This is a genomic window from Pseudomonadota bacterium, assembly GCA_016719885.1.
Classification (GTDB): domain Bacteria; phylum Pseudomonadota; class Gammaproteobacteria.
The window spans coordinates 73,834-90,032 of record JADJYF010000006.1 but is presented as its reverse complement, the minus strand read 5'-3'; the positions used below and the strand labels follow the sequence as shown (position 1 = coordinate 90,032).

At 67.0% G+C, this 16,199-nt stretch carries 12 protein-coding genes; 4 read left to right on the top strand and 8 right to left on the bottom strand.

Annotation, left to right across the window (positions count from 1 at the left end; all coding sequences use genetic code 11):
- Both IPM80_08045 and IPM80_08040 read left to right on the top strand, forming a co-directional pair.
- The gene (locus tag IPM80_08045; GenBank protein MBK8958377.1) at positions 1 to 999 is read left to right on the top strand and encodes a zinc-dependent alcohol dehydrogenase family protein; all 999 of its coding nucleotides are present in this window, start codon (positions 1 to 3) and stop codon (positions 997 to 999) included.
- A gap of 51 nt (positions 1,000 to 1,050) precedes the next feature.
- Entirely contained in the window at positions 1,051 to 1,299 is a 249-nt protein-coding gene (locus IPM80_08040; protein MBK8958376.1) for a DUF4404 family protein, read from the top strand.
- Positions 1,300 to 1,364: 65 nt separating this feature from the next.
- Here IPM80_08040 and arfB read toward each other — a convergent pair whose 3' ends face one another.
- From arfB to IPM80_08005, 7 genes are all read right to left on the bottom strand, one after another.
- Positions 1,365 to 1,787: an aminoacyl-tRNA hydrolase gene (gene arfB, locus IPM80_08035; protein MBK8958375.1), complete on the bottom strand. Its 423-nt coding sequence runs from the start codon at positions 1,785 to 1,787 to the stop codon at positions 1,365 to 1,367.
- A 110-nt stretch (positions 1,788 to 1,897) separates the two neighbouring features.
- Positions 1,898 to 2,308, bottom strand: coding sequence for a CBS domain-containing protein (locus IPM80_08030; GenBank protein MBK8958374.1), 411 nt, complete (start codon positions 2,306 to 2,308; stop codon positions 1,898 to 1,900).
- A 232-nt stretch (positions 2,309 to 2,540) separates the two neighbouring features.
- Positions 2,541 to 5,207 carry an aconitate hydratase AcnA gene (gene acnA / locus IPM80_08025; protein ID MBK8958373.1) on the bottom strand — a complete coding sequence of 889 codons (2,667 nt, stop codon included), beginning with the start codon at positions 5,205 to 5,207 and terminating at the stop codon, positions 2,541 to 2,543.
- Between the two features lie 68 nt (positions 5,208 to 5,275).
- Positions 5,276 to 6,433 carry a tRNA 2-thiouridine(34) synthase MnmA gene (gene mnmA, locus IPM80_08020; GenBank protein ID MBK8958372.1) on the bottom strand — a complete coding sequence of 386 codons (1,158 nt, stop codon included), beginning with the start codon at positions 6,431 to 6,433 and terminating at the stop codon, positions 5,276 to 5,278.
- Positions 6,433 to 6,894 carry an NUDIX hydrolase gene (locus tag IPM80_08015; protein ID MBK8958371.1) on the bottom strand — a complete coding sequence of 154 codons (462 nt, stop codon included), beginning with the start codon at positions 6,892 to 6,894 and terminating at the stop codon, positions 6,433 to 6,435. Before IPM80_08015 ends, mnmA begins: the two co-directional genes overlap by 1 nt.
- Before the next feature lie 24 nt (positions 6,895 to 6,918).
- Positions 6,919 to 10,743 carry a TIGR02099 family protein gene (locus IPM80_08010; protein ID MBK8958370.1) on the bottom strand — a complete coding sequence of 1,275 codons (3,825 nt, stop codon included), beginning with the start codon at positions 10,741 to 10,743 and terminating at the stop codon, positions 6,919 to 6,921.
- A gap of 7 nt (positions 10,744 to 10,750) precedes the next feature.
- Positions 10,751 to 12,274 (bottom strand): ribonuclease E/G, encoded by a 1,524-nt coding sequence (locus IPM80_08005; GenBank protein ID MBK8958369.1) that lies wholly within the window; start codon positions 12,272 to 12,274, stop codon positions 10,751 to 10,753.
- Positions 12,275 to 12,484: 210 nt separating this feature from the next.
- Between IPM80_08005 and glgC the strand changes: the two genes are divergently transcribed.
- Positions 12,485 to 13,708, top strand: a complete 1,224-nt coding sequence (gene glgC, locus IPM80_08000) for a glucose-1-phosphate adenylyltransferase (GenBank protein ID MBK8958368.1) — start codon at positions 12,485 to 12,487, stop codon at positions 13,706 to 13,708.
- A gap of 9 nt (positions 13,709 to 13,717) precedes the next feature.
- On the top strand, positions 13,718 to 15,163 hold the full coding sequence (locus IPM80_07995) for an FAD-binding protein (protein ID MBK8958367.1): 1,446 nt from the start codon (positions 13,718 to 13,720) through the stop codon (positions 15,161 to 15,163).
- An 89-nt stretch (positions 15,164 to 15,252) separates the two neighbouring features.
- Here the strand turns inward: IPM80_07995 and IPM80_07990 are convergent, their stop codons facing one another.
- Positions 15,253 to 16,191, bottom strand: coding sequence for a TIGR03620 family F420-dependent LLM class oxidoreductase (locus tag IPM80_07990; protein ID MBK8958366.1), 939 nt, complete (start codon positions 16,189 to 16,191; stop codon positions 15,253 to 15,255).
- Positions 16,192 to 16,199 lie beyond the last annotated feature (8 nt).

The window sequence follows — 16,199 nt, the reverse complement described above, 5'->3', positions numbered from 1 at the left end:
ATGTGGGCCATGCGCGCGCATGGCGCCGGCGCGGCGCTGCGCCGCGAACGCCTGCCCGTGCCGCGTCCCGGGCCGCGCCAGGTGTTGGTGAAGATCGCGGCCTGCGGCGTGTGTCGCACCGATCTGCACCTGGTCGACGGCGAGTTGCCGCAGGCCCGCTATCCGGTCATCCCCGGCCACGAAATCGTCGGCCGCGTGGCGGCGCTGGGCGCCGAGGTCGAAGGACCCGCGCTCGGCACGCGGGTCGGCGTGCCGTGGCTCGGCCACAGTTGCGGCCAGTGCGATTTCTGCCGTGATGCGCACGAGAACCTGTGTGACGCGGCGGCCTTCACCGGTTGCCAGATTGATGGCGGCTATGCCGAGTACTGCGTGGCCGATGCCGACTACTGCTTTCCCTTGCCGTCGGCGTTCGACGACCTGCAAGCGGCGCCGCTCCTGTGCGCCGGGCTGATCGGCTACCGCGCGCTGCGCATGGCCGGCGCCGCGTCGCGTCTCGGCCTGTACGGCTTCGGTGCGGCGGCGCACCTCGTTGCCCAGGTGGCGGTCTGGCAGCAGCGCGAGGTCTATGCCTTCACGCGCGCGGGTGACAGCGACGCGCAGGATTTTGCGCGACGCCTGGGGGCGACATGGGCCGGCGCTTCGCAAGACATGCCGCCGGCCGCGCTGGACGCGGCCATCCTCTTTGCGCCGGTCGGCGCACTGGTGCCGACGGCGCTCGCGGCCGTGCGCAAGGGCGGGCGCGTGGTGTGCGCCGGCATCCACATGAGCGATATCCCGAGCTTTGCCTACGCGCTGCTGTGGGGCGAGCGTGAACTGGTGTCGGTGGCCAATCTCACGCGCAGCGATGCGCGCGAGTTCCTCGGCATCGCGGGCGAGGTGCCGGTGCATGCCAGCGTCACGCCCTATCCCCTCGCCGACGCCAACCGCGCGCTGGATGATCTGCGTCACGGCCGACTGCAGGGTGCGGCGGTATTGATATGTGATGCGTCGGCGGCGTGAAGTGCGCGCGCTGCCTTATACTCGGGTCACCGTCCCGTCGGAGCGAAAAACATGAGTCGCGAACATCTCGATCAACTTCTGGCGCGGCTGCGCGAGGAACTGGCCGTACTCGAAAAGCGCGGCGTCGAGGCGCCGCAGTTGCAGGCCCTGGTCGATGACATCGAGCGCCAGGTGGCGGCCGACGACACCACCGTCACCGGCGAATTGAAGCGTCGCGTGGAAGCCTTCGAAGTCGAACACCCGCGCGTGACGGCGATACTCAACGACGTGATGGTGACCTTGAGCAATCTCGGCATCTGAGACCCTGGGCGCTTCGCACCGCATGGGCGAATGATCGCCGCCGGCGCCTGGCGACGTGCCGGCCCTTACTCTTCCGCCGGCTTGCGCCGCAGGGATTTCACCCCCGCCCGCTGTTTCTTTTCATCGACGCGCTTGGCGCGCGCCGCCTTGCTCGGCTTGGTCGCGACACGCGGCTTCTGGCGGGTGCCGGCGCGCACGATCAAATCCACCAGGCGCTGCACGGCGTCTTCGCGATTGGCTTCCTGGGTGCGAAAGCGCTGGGCCTTGATGGTCACCACGCCGGCGCGCGTGATGCGCTTGTCGGCCAGCGCCATGAGGCCGGCCTTGTAACGTTCCGGCAGCGACGAGCGCGGGATGTCGAAACGCAGCGAGATCGCCGAGGCGACCTTGTTGACGTTCTGGCCGCCGGGGCCTTGTGAGCGCACCGCCGTCAGTTCGATTTCCGCTTCGTCGATGACTAGCGTGGGCGTGATGGTGATGGTCGCCATGATATGCAGGTCTCCGGCAGGCTGGCGCCACACCGTCGTGGTCAGTCTGGCGGCGAATTCTAGCGCCTACGGATGGCTGCCACACCGGCCACCCGCTACGAACGGGAAGCTCAGGCCGCCTCGTCGCCGTCGCCCGGCGGCGGCTCCAGCACATCCAGCAGCTCGGCAAACACGCGACAGGCATCGGCGGCGGTGAACACGCCGGCGAGCTTGCCGTGCTTGACGACGATTGCCGCGTCGACACGCAGCCGCGCCATGCCGGTCAGTACCTCGGACAGGCGCTCGTTGATGTCGACGATGTAGGGTTCGTGCTCGCACAGGCCGCGCAGTTCGCAGGCGCCACCAGCGGCGAGCTTGCCGGCGGTCAGCATGCCGACCAGCTGCCCGCCTTCCGTCACCGGCAGATGATGGAAATCATGTTCGACCAAGAGCGCGCGCGCCGCATCGCAGTCGGCCTCGATGTCGATGGAATAGGGGAACGGCGTCATCGCGGTCTTGAGCTGGGGCAGCGGTTTTTTCACGAGGCTTCTCCGCACGCTACAAAGGGATGATGACGAGAATGGAGGATGGCGCGCAAGTTGCGCAAGCGGCGTGAGCGAGGGAGTTGATCTGGCTTAAACGCGGAGTGCGATGCAATGTGCGAATGAATTCGCACCTACCGGGAAGGGCGATGGGGAAGCGCGCCGTGTAGGTGCGAATTCATTCGCACACCAAACTTCCCGGAGCGCATTGCGCGCTCCGGGACGAAAGGGCTTAGGCCGCGGCGAGCTGACGCAGCACGTACTGCAGGATGCCGCCGTGCTGGTAGTACTCCCATTCCTTGGGCGTATCGACGCGCACGGTGACCGGGAAGCGCGTGACCTTGCCGTCGCCGGCATCGGCGACGATGGTCAGTTCACGCGCGCCGGCCGCAAGGCCTTCGAGGGTGAACACTTCGCTGCCGGTGAGCCCCAGCGACTCGGCGCTCTGGCCATCCTTGTAGGTCAGGGGCAGCACGCCCATGCCGACCAGGTTGGAACGGTGAATACGCTCGAAGGATTCGGCGATCACCGCGCGCACGCCGAGCAGGTAGGTGCCCTTGGCCGCCCAGTCGCGCGAGGAACCGGTGCCGTATTCCTTGCCGGCCAGGATCACCAGCGGCACGCCGTCGCCCTGGTAGCGCATCGAGGCGTCGTAGATAGACATCTGCTCGCCGCTCGGCAGGTGCTTGGTCACGCCGCCTTCGACGCCCGGCACCATGAGGTTCTTCAGGCGGATGTTGGCGAAGGTGCCGCGCATCATCACTTCGTGGTTGCCACGGCGCGAGCCGTAGGAATTGAAGTCGACCGGCTGCACGCCGTTGGCGATGAGGTATTTACCTGCCGGGCTGTCCTTCTTGATGTTGCCGGCCGGCGAGATGTGATCGGTGGTGATCGAATCGCCGAGCTTGGCCAGCGCGCGCGCCTTGTTGATGGGCTGGATGGCGCCCGGCGTGCGCGGCATGTTGACGAAGTAGGGCGGGTTCTTCACGTAGGTCGAGGAATCATCCCAGCCGTAGCGGTTGGACTTGGCGACCTGGATGCCGGCCCAGCGCGCATCACCCGCGTAGACGTTGGCATAGCTCGAGCCGAACATCTTCGAATCGATGGTGCTGGCAATCGCGTTGGCGACTTCCGCGGTGCTTGGCCAGATGTCCTTCAGGTAAACGTCCTTGCCGTCCCGGCCCTTGCCCAGCGAATCGGTCTGCAGGTCGATGTTCATGGTGCCGGCGATGGCATAGGCCACGACCAGCGGCGGCGAGGCGAGGAAGTTCATCTTCACTTCGGCGTGCACGCGGCCTTCGAAGTTGCGGTTGCCCGACAGCACCGAGCAGGCCACGAGATCACCCTGGCGAATGGCATCGCTGACCGGCGCCGGCAGCGGACCCGAGTTGCCGATGCAGGTGGTGCAGCCGTAGCCGACGGTGTTGAAACCGAGCGCGTCGAGGTGCGGCGAGAGGCCGGCCTTGTCGAGATAGGCCGACACCACCAGCGAGCCGGGGGCGAGGCTGGTCTTTACCCACGGCTTGACCTTCAAACCGAGCTCGTTGGCCTTCTTGGCGAGGATGCCGGCGCCGACCATCACCGACGGGTTGGAGGTGTTGGTGCAGGAGGTGATGGCGGCAATCACCACCGCGCCGTCCTTCACTTCGACGTTCTGGCCGTTGATGGCGACGGTGGCGGCGCCACCGGCGGCGCGTGCCGCGGTGTCGATTTCGAGCTGCTTGAGATAAGCGGCCTTGACGGCGGTGAGATCGATGCGGTCCTGCGGACGCTTGGGACCGGCCAGGGCCGGCACCACGCTGCCCATGTCGAGCTCGAGGGTGTCGGAGTAGACCGCTTCCGGGGTCGAGGCATCACGCCACAGCCCCGTGGCCTTGGCATAGGCTTCGGCGAGGGCCACCTGCTCGTCGCTGCGGCCCGAGAGCTTCAGGAACGCGATGGTCTCGGCGTCGATGGGGAAGATGCCGCAGGTCGCGCCGTATTCCGGCGCCATGTTGGCGAGCGTCGCGCGGTCGGCCAGCGGCAGCTGGTCGAGACCCGGGCCGAAGAATTCGACGAACTTGCCGACCACGCCCTTCTTGCGCAGCATCTCGGTCACGCGCAGCACGAGATCGGTGGCGGTGGTGCCTTCGGTCAGCTTGCCGGTCAGCTTGAAGCCGACGGTCTGCGGAATGAGCATGGTGACCGGCTGGCCGAGCATGGCGGCCTCGGCTTCGATACCGCCCACGCCCCAGCCCAGGACGCCGAGGCCGTTGATCATGGTGGTGTGGGAATCGGTGCCGACCACGGTGTCGGGATAGGCCTGCAGCACGCCGCCGTTCTCACGCGCCATGACGGTGCGGGCCAGGTATTCGAGGTTGACCTGGTGCACGATGCCGGTGTCCGGCGGCACCACCACGAAATTGGAGAATGCTTCCTGGCCCCAGCGCAGGAAGCCATAGCGCTCCTGGTTGCGGTCGAATTCTATCTTGGCGTTTTCCTCGGCCGAGCTCTTGGTGCCGAACACGTCGACCTGCACGGAGTGGTCGATGACGAGTTCCGCCGGCGACAGCGGGTTGATCTTGTTGGGGTCGCCGCCGAGCGCCGACATCGCGTCGCGCATCGCCGCCAGGTCGACCACCGCCGGCACACCGGTGAAGTCCTGCATCAGCACGCGCGCCGGGGTGAAGGCGATTTCCTTGTCGGGCGTGGCCTTGGCGTCCCACTTGGCAAGCGCCTCGATGTCGTCGCGCGTGACGTTCACGCCGTCTTCGGTGCGCAGCAGGTTCTCGAGCAGGATTTTCTGGGCGAAGGGCAGCTTGTCGATGGGGTACTTGGCGGCCAGGCGCGCGCAGCTGTAGATCTCGTATTTCTTATCGCCGACTTTGAGTTCCGTGCGGGCGTCGAAAGAGTTGTTCATGATGTCTCCGTGCAGCTATGAGAGGGGTCGGGGCGCAAATCAAGCGCGGTATTATCGGCAATTCGGCGTCACAGTTGTAGGTTTTTGGCGTGTTTGGCGACCTCGGCGATGATGCCGCCGCCGATGCAGACCTCGTCCTGGTAGAACACCACCGACTGGCCGGGGGTGGCGGCGCGCTGCGGGGCGGCGAATTCCACCAGCAGGCGGTCGCCGTGTCGCGCCAGCACCGTGCAGGCCTGCGCGCGCTGGCGATAGCGCGTCTTGGCGGTGCAGGCATAGGGCAGGGGCGGCGCCTCGCCCGCCACCCACGAGAGGTCGGTGGCGAGCAGGGCCTGGCTCAGCAGGGCCGGGTGATCGTGACCCTGCACCACCGTCAGCACGTTGTGCTCCAGATCCTTGGCCGCCACGAACCACGGCGCCTCGATAGCGCCGCGCACCCCGCCTATGCCCAAACCCTGGCGCTGGCCCAGGGTGTAGTACACCGCGCCGTGGTGCTGGCCGATGACGCGGCCGTCCTCGGTCACCACCGGACCGGGCTGGGCCGGCACGTACTGGGCCAGGAATTCGCGGAAGCGCCGCTCGCCGATGAAGCAGATGCCGGTCGAGTCCTTCTTCTCGTGGGTGACGAGGCCGGCGGCGCGCGCCATCGCCCGCACTTCGCGCTTGGGCAGGTCGCCGACCGGGAACAGCGAGCGGCCGAGCTGCGCCTGGCCGAGCGTGTAGAGGAAATAGCTCTGGTCCTTGTTGGCGTCGACGCCGGTCTTCAAACGCCAAAGTCCGGCTACATGGTCGCTGCGCACGTAGTGGCCGGTGGCGATGAGGTCGCCGCCGAGCTTGCGCGCCGCCTCGAGGAAGGCCTTGAACTTGATTTCGCGATTGCACAGCACGTCGGGATTGGGCGTGCGTCCGCGCCGGTACTCGGCAAGGAAATCCTCGAACACGCCGTCCCAGTAGGCCTTCGAGAGATCGATGGTATTGAGCGGCACGTCGAGCTTTTCGCACACCTCGAGGCAATCGTCGACGTCCTGCTCCCAGCGGCAATGGCCGTCCTCGGTGGGCTCGTTCCAGTTCTTCATGAACAGCGCCGAGCAGCGCAGCCCCGCCTCGCGGATGCGCAGGATGGCGACCGAGGAATCGACGCCGCCCGACAGCGCCACCACCACGTGCGGATCGCCGTTGCCGGCGAGGATGTCGCGCGGCAGCCAGTCGGGCGGCGCCGCGGCCATCAAAGAAAGTCGTGCAGCATGGACAGGGGATGACGCTGGCCGGCGAGGTAATCATCCACCGCGCGCAGCACCAGCGGGCTGCGCAACTGCGTGCCGCGCGCCGCCGCCTCCTCGCGCGTGAACCAATGGGGCTGGATGATTTCCTTGTCGAGCTTGCGCGTCGGGTCGTGGCTCAAGGCGGTGCCGGCAAAGCAGAAGCGCAGGAAGGTTTTGCCCGGCACTTCGGTCGCCAGCAGGTAGATGCCGATCAGATGATCGATGCGCACCGTCCAGCCGGTTTCCTCCAGCGTTTCACGCGCCGCCGCGACCGGCAGCGTTTCACCGTGATCGAGGTGTCCCGCCGGCTGGTTGATGACGGTGCGTCCCTCGATACTTTCCTCGACGAACAGGAAACGGCCGTCGCGCTCGACGACGGTGGCGGCCACCACGTGCGGGCGCCAGATGTCGGTGTGGTAGTGCATGGCTATGGACTCGGATGAAGAAAATCAGATGCGCTTGACCACCGGATTGTCCCACGAGCCGGTGATGGTGTACTTGCGGCTCAAGAACTTGTTCATCTGCTCGGGTATGGATTTGAACATCTTCGAGCCGATGAAGTAGGCGGCGCCGGCGCCCGCGCCGATGGGCCCGAACAGCGCGCCGGCCAGCGGCAGGCTGTTGGACAAGGCCGGCGTCACCACGATGTGCTGATCGTAGTCCTTGGCGGCAAGACCGGTGCGCCCGGCGATGTCGAAGCGCGCCGACGGGCCTTCGATCAGAAGGCTGTTGGTATAGGCATTGCCGTCCTGCAACTGGAACACGCCGGCGATGCGGTCGAACACCAGGCCCTTGTCGAACAGGTCCTCGAAGTCGAGCGTCAGGCGCCGCGGCAAGGCCTGCAGGCTCAACAGGCCGAACAGGCGACCGGTGCCGGGATCGATGTCGAGAAAACGGCCATTGCCGACGTTGAGTTCGAAACTACCGTTGATGCGCGCCAGCGCGAAATCAGCCGGCGTGCCGTTCCAGTGCGCCTGGATGTCGATGGCGGTGCTGCCGTGCTTGATGTTGCCGACCCGGTAGCCGAAGCGCGACAACAGCTTGCCCAGCGCCTTGGCCTCGACCGCGATGTCGAACTTGCTGTGGTGCTGCTCACCTTCGACCTGCCAGTCGCCGCTCGCGACGATGCTGAAGTTCTCGTCGCTGAAATGCAGCTTGTCGAGGGTCAGGCCGCTGGCATGGCGGCTGGTGTAGACATCGGCCTGGCCGAGTTCAATCTTGCCGTAGCGGAATTGCGCGCAGTGCATTTCGAAGGCCGGCAGTCGGCGCGGGTCGAGTTCCGGCGCGCTGCCGGCCGGCGCTGCTTTCAGGGCGCGCCGCAGGTGCAGGTGATCGAGGTCGAGGCGCAATACGCCGTGCGCCGCGTCGCGCGGGATCTCGATGCGACCGCTGACATCGGGGCCGCTGGCCGTGAGATTCCAGCGCTCGGTCTCGCGTGTGCCATTGATGCGCGTGTCCTTGAACTTGCGGCCCAGCATGCGCAATTCGCTCACCTGCACGTCGAGCGTCAGCGGCAGTGCGTCCAGGTAGTCGTCGCCGTCGGCCGGCATGGCCTGCGCGAAGTGCGTCCACTCGGTGAGCGGCAGCAGCGCAATGTAGCCGGCGATGCTGAGGCCCGGCGTGCCCTTGAACTGCGGCGCGAGGCTGCCGAACACCAGTTCCGCGCGGGTCAGGCGCGCGCGGCCCGCCGCGTCACGCGCGGCGTCGAGTTCGACGCTCAACATGTCGCTCATGTCGATGCGCGTGGCGACCGCCACGTGATCGTGTATCGCGGTCTCGATATGCAGGGGACGCAGCGCGTCAGCGCTCTTGCCCAGCGGCCACGGCAGCTCGACCGTCAAACCGGCCAGCGTGCTGTCGATGGTGAGACGCTGCGGCGCGCCGGCGACGAGGCCGGCGCTGCTCGGGACTTTCAGCGCCGCCCGCCACGCCACCTGCCCCGACAGGGCATCGAGCTTCCGATGGCGCGCCAACCAGGCATGCACCGGCGGCGTGTATTTTTCGAGGTAGGCGCCAAGCCCCTGCGCCGACGAGATGCCGGCCATGTGGAATTCACTGTCGTAATGCGGGTCGTGCAGTGCGCCGTTGATGTCGAGATCGACCGGTGTGCCGTCGAAAATGGCGCGCAGACCCTCGCCGTGCCAGTCGTGGTGGGTGAAGGCCACGGACCCCACCACTTCGTCCAGCACCAGGTTCTGTTTGAGTTCGGTGATGCGATTGCCATTGAAACGCGCTTCGCCCCGCACTTCGTGCGGACCGTCGGGGTAGAGGCCGAGACGCATGTCGAGGGGCACGACGACGTCGCCGCTGATGTCGAGCTCGGTCAGGCGCGCGGCGCGGCCGTTCTTGAGCGGGCTGTTGCGCACCAGCTCGATGGCATGCGCCGCGCGGCCGCGCGCCACGCCCTTGACCTCGAGCATGCGTTCACGCACGCCCATGTCGGGCAGGGCGAGATGCGCGCCGGTGATGTCCGCGCCGCTGATGGTGCCGCGGGTGATGTCGATGGCCAGCGCGGCGCCGCGCACAGCCACTTCGCCGTCCACGTTCACGGCCGGCGGCCAGTGTGGTGCGTAGTGCAGCGTCGCATCGCGCACCGAGAACGTGGCGCTGAACTCACCGCTCTTGTCGCTGAACGGAAAGCGATCGAGCGGGCCCTTGATGATCACGCGTCCACGCTCGACGTGACCGCTGTCGACCAGGTGGCGCGCCCACTCCTCGCCATGGCCGGGCATCAGGTGGATGGGCAGCAGGGCCTGGAGGCGCGTGGCGTCATCGGCCGCGAAGCGCGCGCTGACATCGACCCGCGGCGCGCTGCCGGGGCTGTATTCGAGGTCGCCATCGAGGCCCAGGCGGTGGCCGGCCACCCGCGCACGCAGCCCGTGCGCGCGCGCGGTGAGGGGCGACTCGCCGCGCTTGCGCCACGACAGCGCGCCTTCCATCCGTTCGATGTCCAGCGGCGCGGCCAGGCGCCGGTCGTCGGTGACGGTGAAGACGCTGTCATCGAATTCGACGTGGCCGCCGCCGCCGTTGGCTTTGATCTCGAACGACAGGCCATCGATGGCGCGTGGCTGTGCGGCGTCCTGCATGGCCAGCGCCGCGACCTTGGCCGCCACGTAGAAGCGCGGAGGCGCTTCGCCACGCGGCAACCACAGCGCGTCCAGTCGCGCCAGGCGACCGCGTGGCTGGGCGCGCAACAGTGCGTCGCGCAGCGTGCCCGGCGCGCTCATGCGCGTGACCAGTGCGGCGATGGGCTCGAGCGGCAGTGCGGCGGCGCGCACGGCGAGGCGCGGCGCAATGCCGGGGCCGCTGCGCCACGCCGCCGACAAACGGCCATTGCCCTTGGCGCCCGCCACGCCGGGCAGCGCGATGTCCGCCAGCGCCAGGCGCCAACTGTCGTCGCGCTTCTGCAGCTGGCCGCGCGCTTCCAGCACATGGCCCTGATCGTCGCGCGAGCGCTCGATGGCGAGTTCGAAATCGCTGTGCCTGAGCGCGCCGTCGCGCCACGTCGACCACGCCACCAGGTTGACGGGCGCCTGCTCGGGACGCGGTCCATGCCAGTCGGCCTGGCGCAGCAGGTAGTCGCTGTTGATGCCGTCCAGGCGCGCGTCGATGTTGCCTTCCCAATGCACGTCCAGCGGGTTGCCGCGGGTGTGGATCTCGAGCGTCGCGTGGCGACCGATCATGTCCGGCAGGTCGGCATAGGCGGTGATGGTCTTGTTGCGGCCACGACTCTGGATGGTCAGGCGCAGGCCCGACAGGGCGTAACTGGCCTGGGCACGCTGATCGTTCACCGTCAGATCGGCCTGGCGCACCGCGAAGTTGCTCTGCTCCAGCAGCCAGCGCATCACCGGCGAATGGGGCGGTGGCATGCCGACCACCGAAAACTGGCCATTCAGATCGCGCACCAGGTTCATCGCCACGCCGGTGACGATGAGGCGCGTCGGTTTCAGCTCGCGTGTTTGCAGCGATTCGAGCAGCGCGATGTCGACATCGGCGCGTTCGAAATGGATGAGCTCGGCCTGGCGCCGCTCGTCGAGAATGACCAGCCGGTCAAAGGTGAGACGCGGCGCCCAACCACTCCAGTTGGCGCTGATGGCGCCGACTTCGACCGGGCGCCCGACGATGTCGGTCAGCCAGGTTTCGACGGCGGCGCGCTGTTCGCCGAGCTGCGGCAGCAACATGCGCACCAGGGTCACCAGCGCGGCGCCGCCGATCAACAGCACCGCGACGCTGGTCCACAGCAGGGAGAGGATTCGCTCGAGCAGACGTCGCATGCACCGACTACAGCAGTACGACGTCGTACTGTTCCTGCGTGTAAGCGGTTTCCACCTGGAAGCGAATCGGCGTGCCGATGAATTCCTCGAGTTCGGCGATGCTGGTCGATTCCTCGTCGTGCAGACGATCGACCACTTCCTGGGAAGCCACCACCAGCAGGCTCTGCGCCTCGAACTGGCGCGCCTCGCGCAGGATCTCGCGGAAGATTTCGAAACACACCGATTCGGCGGTCTTGATCGAACCGCGGCCGGCGCAGGTCGGGCAGGTTTCGCACAAGACGTGCTCGAGGCTCTCGCGCGTACGCTTGCGCGTGATCTGCACCAGCCCGAGCGAAGTCAGCTCACTGACGGTGATCTTGGAGTGATCGCGTTCCAGGCTCTTCTCAAGCGCGCGCAGCACCTGGCGCTGGTGCTCGACTTCGACCATGTCGATGAAGTCGATGATGATGATGCCGCCGAGGTTGCGCAGCCGCAGCTGGCGCGCGATGGCCTGCGCTGCCTCGAGGTTGGTCTTGTAGATGGTGTCATCGAAATTGCGCCCACCGACGAAGCCACCGGTGTTGACGTCGATGGTGGTGAGCGCTTCGGTCTGGTCGATGACGAGGTGACCGCCGGATTTCAGCTCGACCTTGCGCATGAGGGCGCGATGGATTTCGTCCTCGGTCGAATACAGGTCGAGGATCGGGCGCTCGCCGGGGTAGTGCTCGATGCGCGCCACCAGTTCCGGCGTGAACTCGGCGGCGAACTCGCAGACCTTGAGATAGTTCTCCTTGGAGTCGATGCGGATCTTCTCCACCGAGGCCACCGCCACGTCGCGGATGGTGCGCAACACCAGCGGCAGGTCTTCGTGCACGCAGGCCGGCGCGCGCGCCGTCGCCAGCCGTTCCTGGATGGACAGCCACAGGCGATTCAGGAACGCCATGTCGGCGGCTAGTTCGGTGCGCGACACGCCCTCGGCGGCGGTGCGCGCGATGTAGCCGCCGGCGTAGGCGCTGCTGTCGGTGAGGCGCGTGAGATCGGCGGTCTCGGCGAGATCGTCGGCCGGCCGCAGCCCGGGCTGCAGGGACACGATGATGTCGCGCAGACGCTGGCGTTCGCCGTCGTCCTCGATGCGCTGCGAAATGCCGACCGTGCTCGAGCCCGGCATGAACACCAGGTAGCGTGACGGCACGCTGATGTAGGTGGTGAGGCGCGCGCCCTTGGAGCCCAGCGGATCCTTGGTGACCTGCACGACCAGCGTCTCGCCCTCGCGCACGGCCTGTTCGATGGACACCTCGAGGCCGGTTTCCTCGGCGCGCCGGCTGGCGGCGGCGATGTCCGAGACGTGCAGGAAGGCGGTGCGTTCCAGGCCGATGTCGAGAAAGGCCGCGCCCATGCCCGGCAGCACGCGGCTGATGCGCCCGAGGTAGATGTTGCCGACCAGCCCGCGACTGCGGGTACGTTCGATGGCCAGCTCCTGCAGCACGCCGTTTTCGATGACGGCGACCCGCGTCTCCTGCGGCGTGATGTTGACTAGGAATTCTTCCGCCATGCGTAGAGCGAGGATGCCGGTGGGTGCAACAGTGCCGCGTGTGGCGGTTCAGCCATTATAGCGACGGCCCGCGACCAGCCACCAGCGCCGCCCGGGCCGACCCCGGGACCCCGGGGCGGGCGTCCTGGCGCCATTGCGGTGCACGGCCGCTAACCCTTCTCACGGCAGGCGCGCCGCGTATAATGCGCGGCCCTACGCAGGGCTCAAGCTATGCTCATCTCCGACCTCAACGACACGCTGGCCATGATCCTCGCCATCGGCGATGGCAAGGTGCTGGAGCCGCTGACCGCGCGTCGCGCGATTGCCGCCATGCCTTTCGGCGGCACCTACCGCATCATCGATTTCGCCCTGACCAACTGCCTGCACTCGGGGCTGCGGCGCATCATGGTGCTGACCCAGTACAACTCGCTGTCCCTGCAAAACCACATTCGCGACGGCTGGTCGATATTCAATACCGATCTCGGCGAATACATCATGCCGGTCACACCGCCGATCAACAGCGCGGTATCGACCTACGCCGGCGTCGCCGACGCCCTGTACAAGAATCTCTACCTGCTGGACGGCGCCAAGGAAGAAACCATCATCCTGGTGTCCGGCGAGCAGATCTACCGCATGGACTACGCCGCGGTGCTGGCCTTCCACGCCGAGCATGGCGCCGACGTCACCATCGCCGGCGTGCCGGCGGTCAATGCCTACGGCGCGACTTTTCCGGTCGCGCTGGAAGTCGAGGGTATCGACGTCACGGGCGTGCGCACCGAATCGACGGTGCCGGGGCCGGACGACAACCTCGTATGGCCGATGCGGGTATTCGTGTTCAATCGCAAGAAGCTGGTGGAACTCCTCAAGCTGCTCGACGGCCGCTCGCCCATCGAGGCGCCGCTGTCGACCCTCATCGGCGCCAACATGCAGTTGTTCAAGCGCGTGGTGGCCTACCGGTTCGGCGGCACCTCGGGCCGCGTGACCCAGGATCGCTACTGGCGGCGGCTCGACGATCTGGACGACTACTACGAGGCCAACATGGACTTGCTGGAGCTCGAGCCGCCGCTCGACCTCTACCAGGCCAACTGGCAGATCCGCACCTACCAGACCCAGCGCCCGCCGGCGCGCACCGTGCCCGGCCGCTCCTGCAACGAGGGCATCTGCGTGAATTCCATCGTGTCGGGCGGCACGGTCATCGCCGGCGGCGGCGTCAACCACAGCGTGCTCGGCAACCGCGTCTACATCGACGACGGCGCGACGGTCGAGGACTCGATCCTGTTCTCCGACGTCAAGGTCGGCGAGGGCGCGCAGCTCCGACGCTGCATACTCGACCGCCAGGTGCAGGTGCCGGCCAACGAGCAGATCGGTTTCGACAAGGCGCGCGACGCCAAGCGTTTCACCATGACGCCCAACGGCGTGATCGTGATCCCGTCCGATTACAAGTTCACGTCCTGATCTCGTGTCATGACATTCGAAGCGCGCCTCGCCGACACTCTGCCGCCGGGCGCGCTTCTGACCAGTGACGAAGCCAAGCGCCCCTACGAGTGCGACGCGCTGTCGGCCTACCACGCCATGCCGCGCGTGGTGGTGGTGCCGGAAACCCGCGCCCAGGTCGAAGCGGTGGTGAAGCTGTGTGCAGAGTACGGCGTGCCGCTGGTCACGCGCGGCGCCGGCACCGGGCTGTCGGGCGGCGCGCTGCCGCTGGTCGACGGCTGCCTGATGTCGCTCGCGCGCTTCAATCGCATTCTCGACATCGATACCGCCAATCGCACCGCGACCGTCGAACCCGGCGTGCGCAACCTCGCCATCAGCGAGGCCGTTGCCCAGTACGGCCTCTATTACGCGCCCGATCCGTCCTCGCAGATCGCCTGCACCATCGGCGGCAACGTCGCCGAGAATTCCGGCGGCGTGCACTGCCTGAAATACGGCCTGACGGTGCATAACGTCATCGAAGTCGAGCTCCTCACCATGGAAGGCGAGTGGATGACGCTGGGCGGGCGCGGCCTCGACGCGCCGGGACTGGATCTGCTGGCCCTGGTGCACGGCTCGGAAGGCCTGCTCGGCATCGTCATGCAGGTGACGGTCAAGCTCCTGCCGCGCCCGCAGCTCGCGCGCGTGGTGCTGGCGGCCTTCGACAGCGTCGAGGCGGCCGGCGGCGCGGTGGCGGACATCATCGCCGCCGGCCTCACGCCGGCCGGCCTCGAAATGATGGACAAGCTCGCCATCGAAGTGGCCGAGGCCTATTGCCACGCCGGCTACCCGCTCGCCGCCGAGGCCATGCTGCTGTGCGAGGTCGACGGCAACGCGGTCGATGTCGCCGCGCAGATCGAGGCCGTCAGCGCGGTGCTGGCCAAGGCCGGCGCGAGTGAACTGCGCGTGTCGCGCGACGAGGCCGAACGCCTGCGCTTCTGGCTGGGCCGCAAGTCGGCGTTCCCGGCCATCGGCCGTATCGCGCCCGATTATTTCTGCATGGACGGCACCATTCCGCGCAAACACCTCGCTGCCGTATTACGCGATATCAGCGCGCTGTCGCGCGAGTTCGCCTTGCCGGTCGCCAACGTGTTCCATGCCGGTGACGGCAACCTGCATCCCTTGATTGCCTTCGATGCCAACAGCGACGACGAAATGAAACGCGCCGCCGAACTCGGCAGTCGCATCCTGGCGTTATGCGTGGCGGTGGGCGGTACCGTGACCGGTGAACACGGGGTCGGCGTCGAGAAGCTGAACGAGATGTGCCTGCAGTTCTCGAGCGCGGAGCTCGAGAGTTTCTTCGCGCTCAAGCGAGCCTTCGATCCGAAAGGCCTGCTCAATCCCGGCAAGGCGGTGCCGACCCTGCATCGCTGCGCGGAGTTCGGCGCCATGCATGTGCATGGCGGCAGGTTGCCGCATCCGGAATTCGAAAGATTTTGACCTGTAGGTCGAATTCATTCGCACCTGCAAAAACGCATCGTCCGTCGCGTCGATTTCAATCTGCAATCAATTCGCACCTGCCATGAGCCCTAGGGCGCGAACGCCTCGATCGCCCGCCAGCACGGCAGGGACGGGTTGTTCGGATTGATCGGCACCAGCGGCACATGGCTGGCGCCGGCATCGAGATGCGCCTGCACCCGCGACCACACGGTCTTTTCGTCACCCCAGGCCAGCATGGCGTCGATCAGCCGGTCGCTGCCGCCGTGCTCGAAGTCGGCATCGGTGTAACCGTAATCGCGCCACATGTTGAGATAGTTGGGCAGGCCGAGGTACAGCGCCAGCAGCTGGCGGCCGACGCGTCGCGCGGTGCTGGCGTCCTTGGTCAGGCACACGCGCTGCATGGGCGCGAGCCACGGCTTGGGGCCCAGGATGGCGCGCGCGGCGGCGGTGTGTTCCGGTGTGGTGTTGGCCGGGTGGGAACCCTGTGAGATGTCGCCCGACAGCGCCGTCATCTTGGGTCCGAGCGCGGCGAGGATGACTGGCATCTCGCCAACCGGCGCGCACAGCGTGCCATCCTCGGCGCGTGACAGCGGCTGTTCGCTCATGCCTTCGACGGCGAGATTGGTCTTGATCGCAATCATCTTGTGGCAGGCCGCGATGTTGTCGACATAGCTGCGCATGGTTGCCAGCGGCTTGCCATAGTCGTGGCCACGCAGGTTGACGAACAGCGTGTGCGACACGCCGAGGCCGAGCAGGAAGCGTCCGCGCGATTGTTCGGTCAAGGTCTGCTGCATCATCGCGCAGGCCATCGGGTCGCGACTGTAGATGTTGACGATGCCGGTGGCGGCGATGAGCCTGCTGGTATTGGCCAGCACCCAACTCGCCGCCAGCACCGGTTCGCGGCCGACCGCCTCGGGAAACCACACCGCGCCATAACCGAGACGTTCGATGTGTTGCGCGGCGCCGGCGAGTTCGCCGGCGCTCATGCCTTCGCTGAACAGGAAGATGCCGCGTTGGGTGAGATTCATGGGGTTCC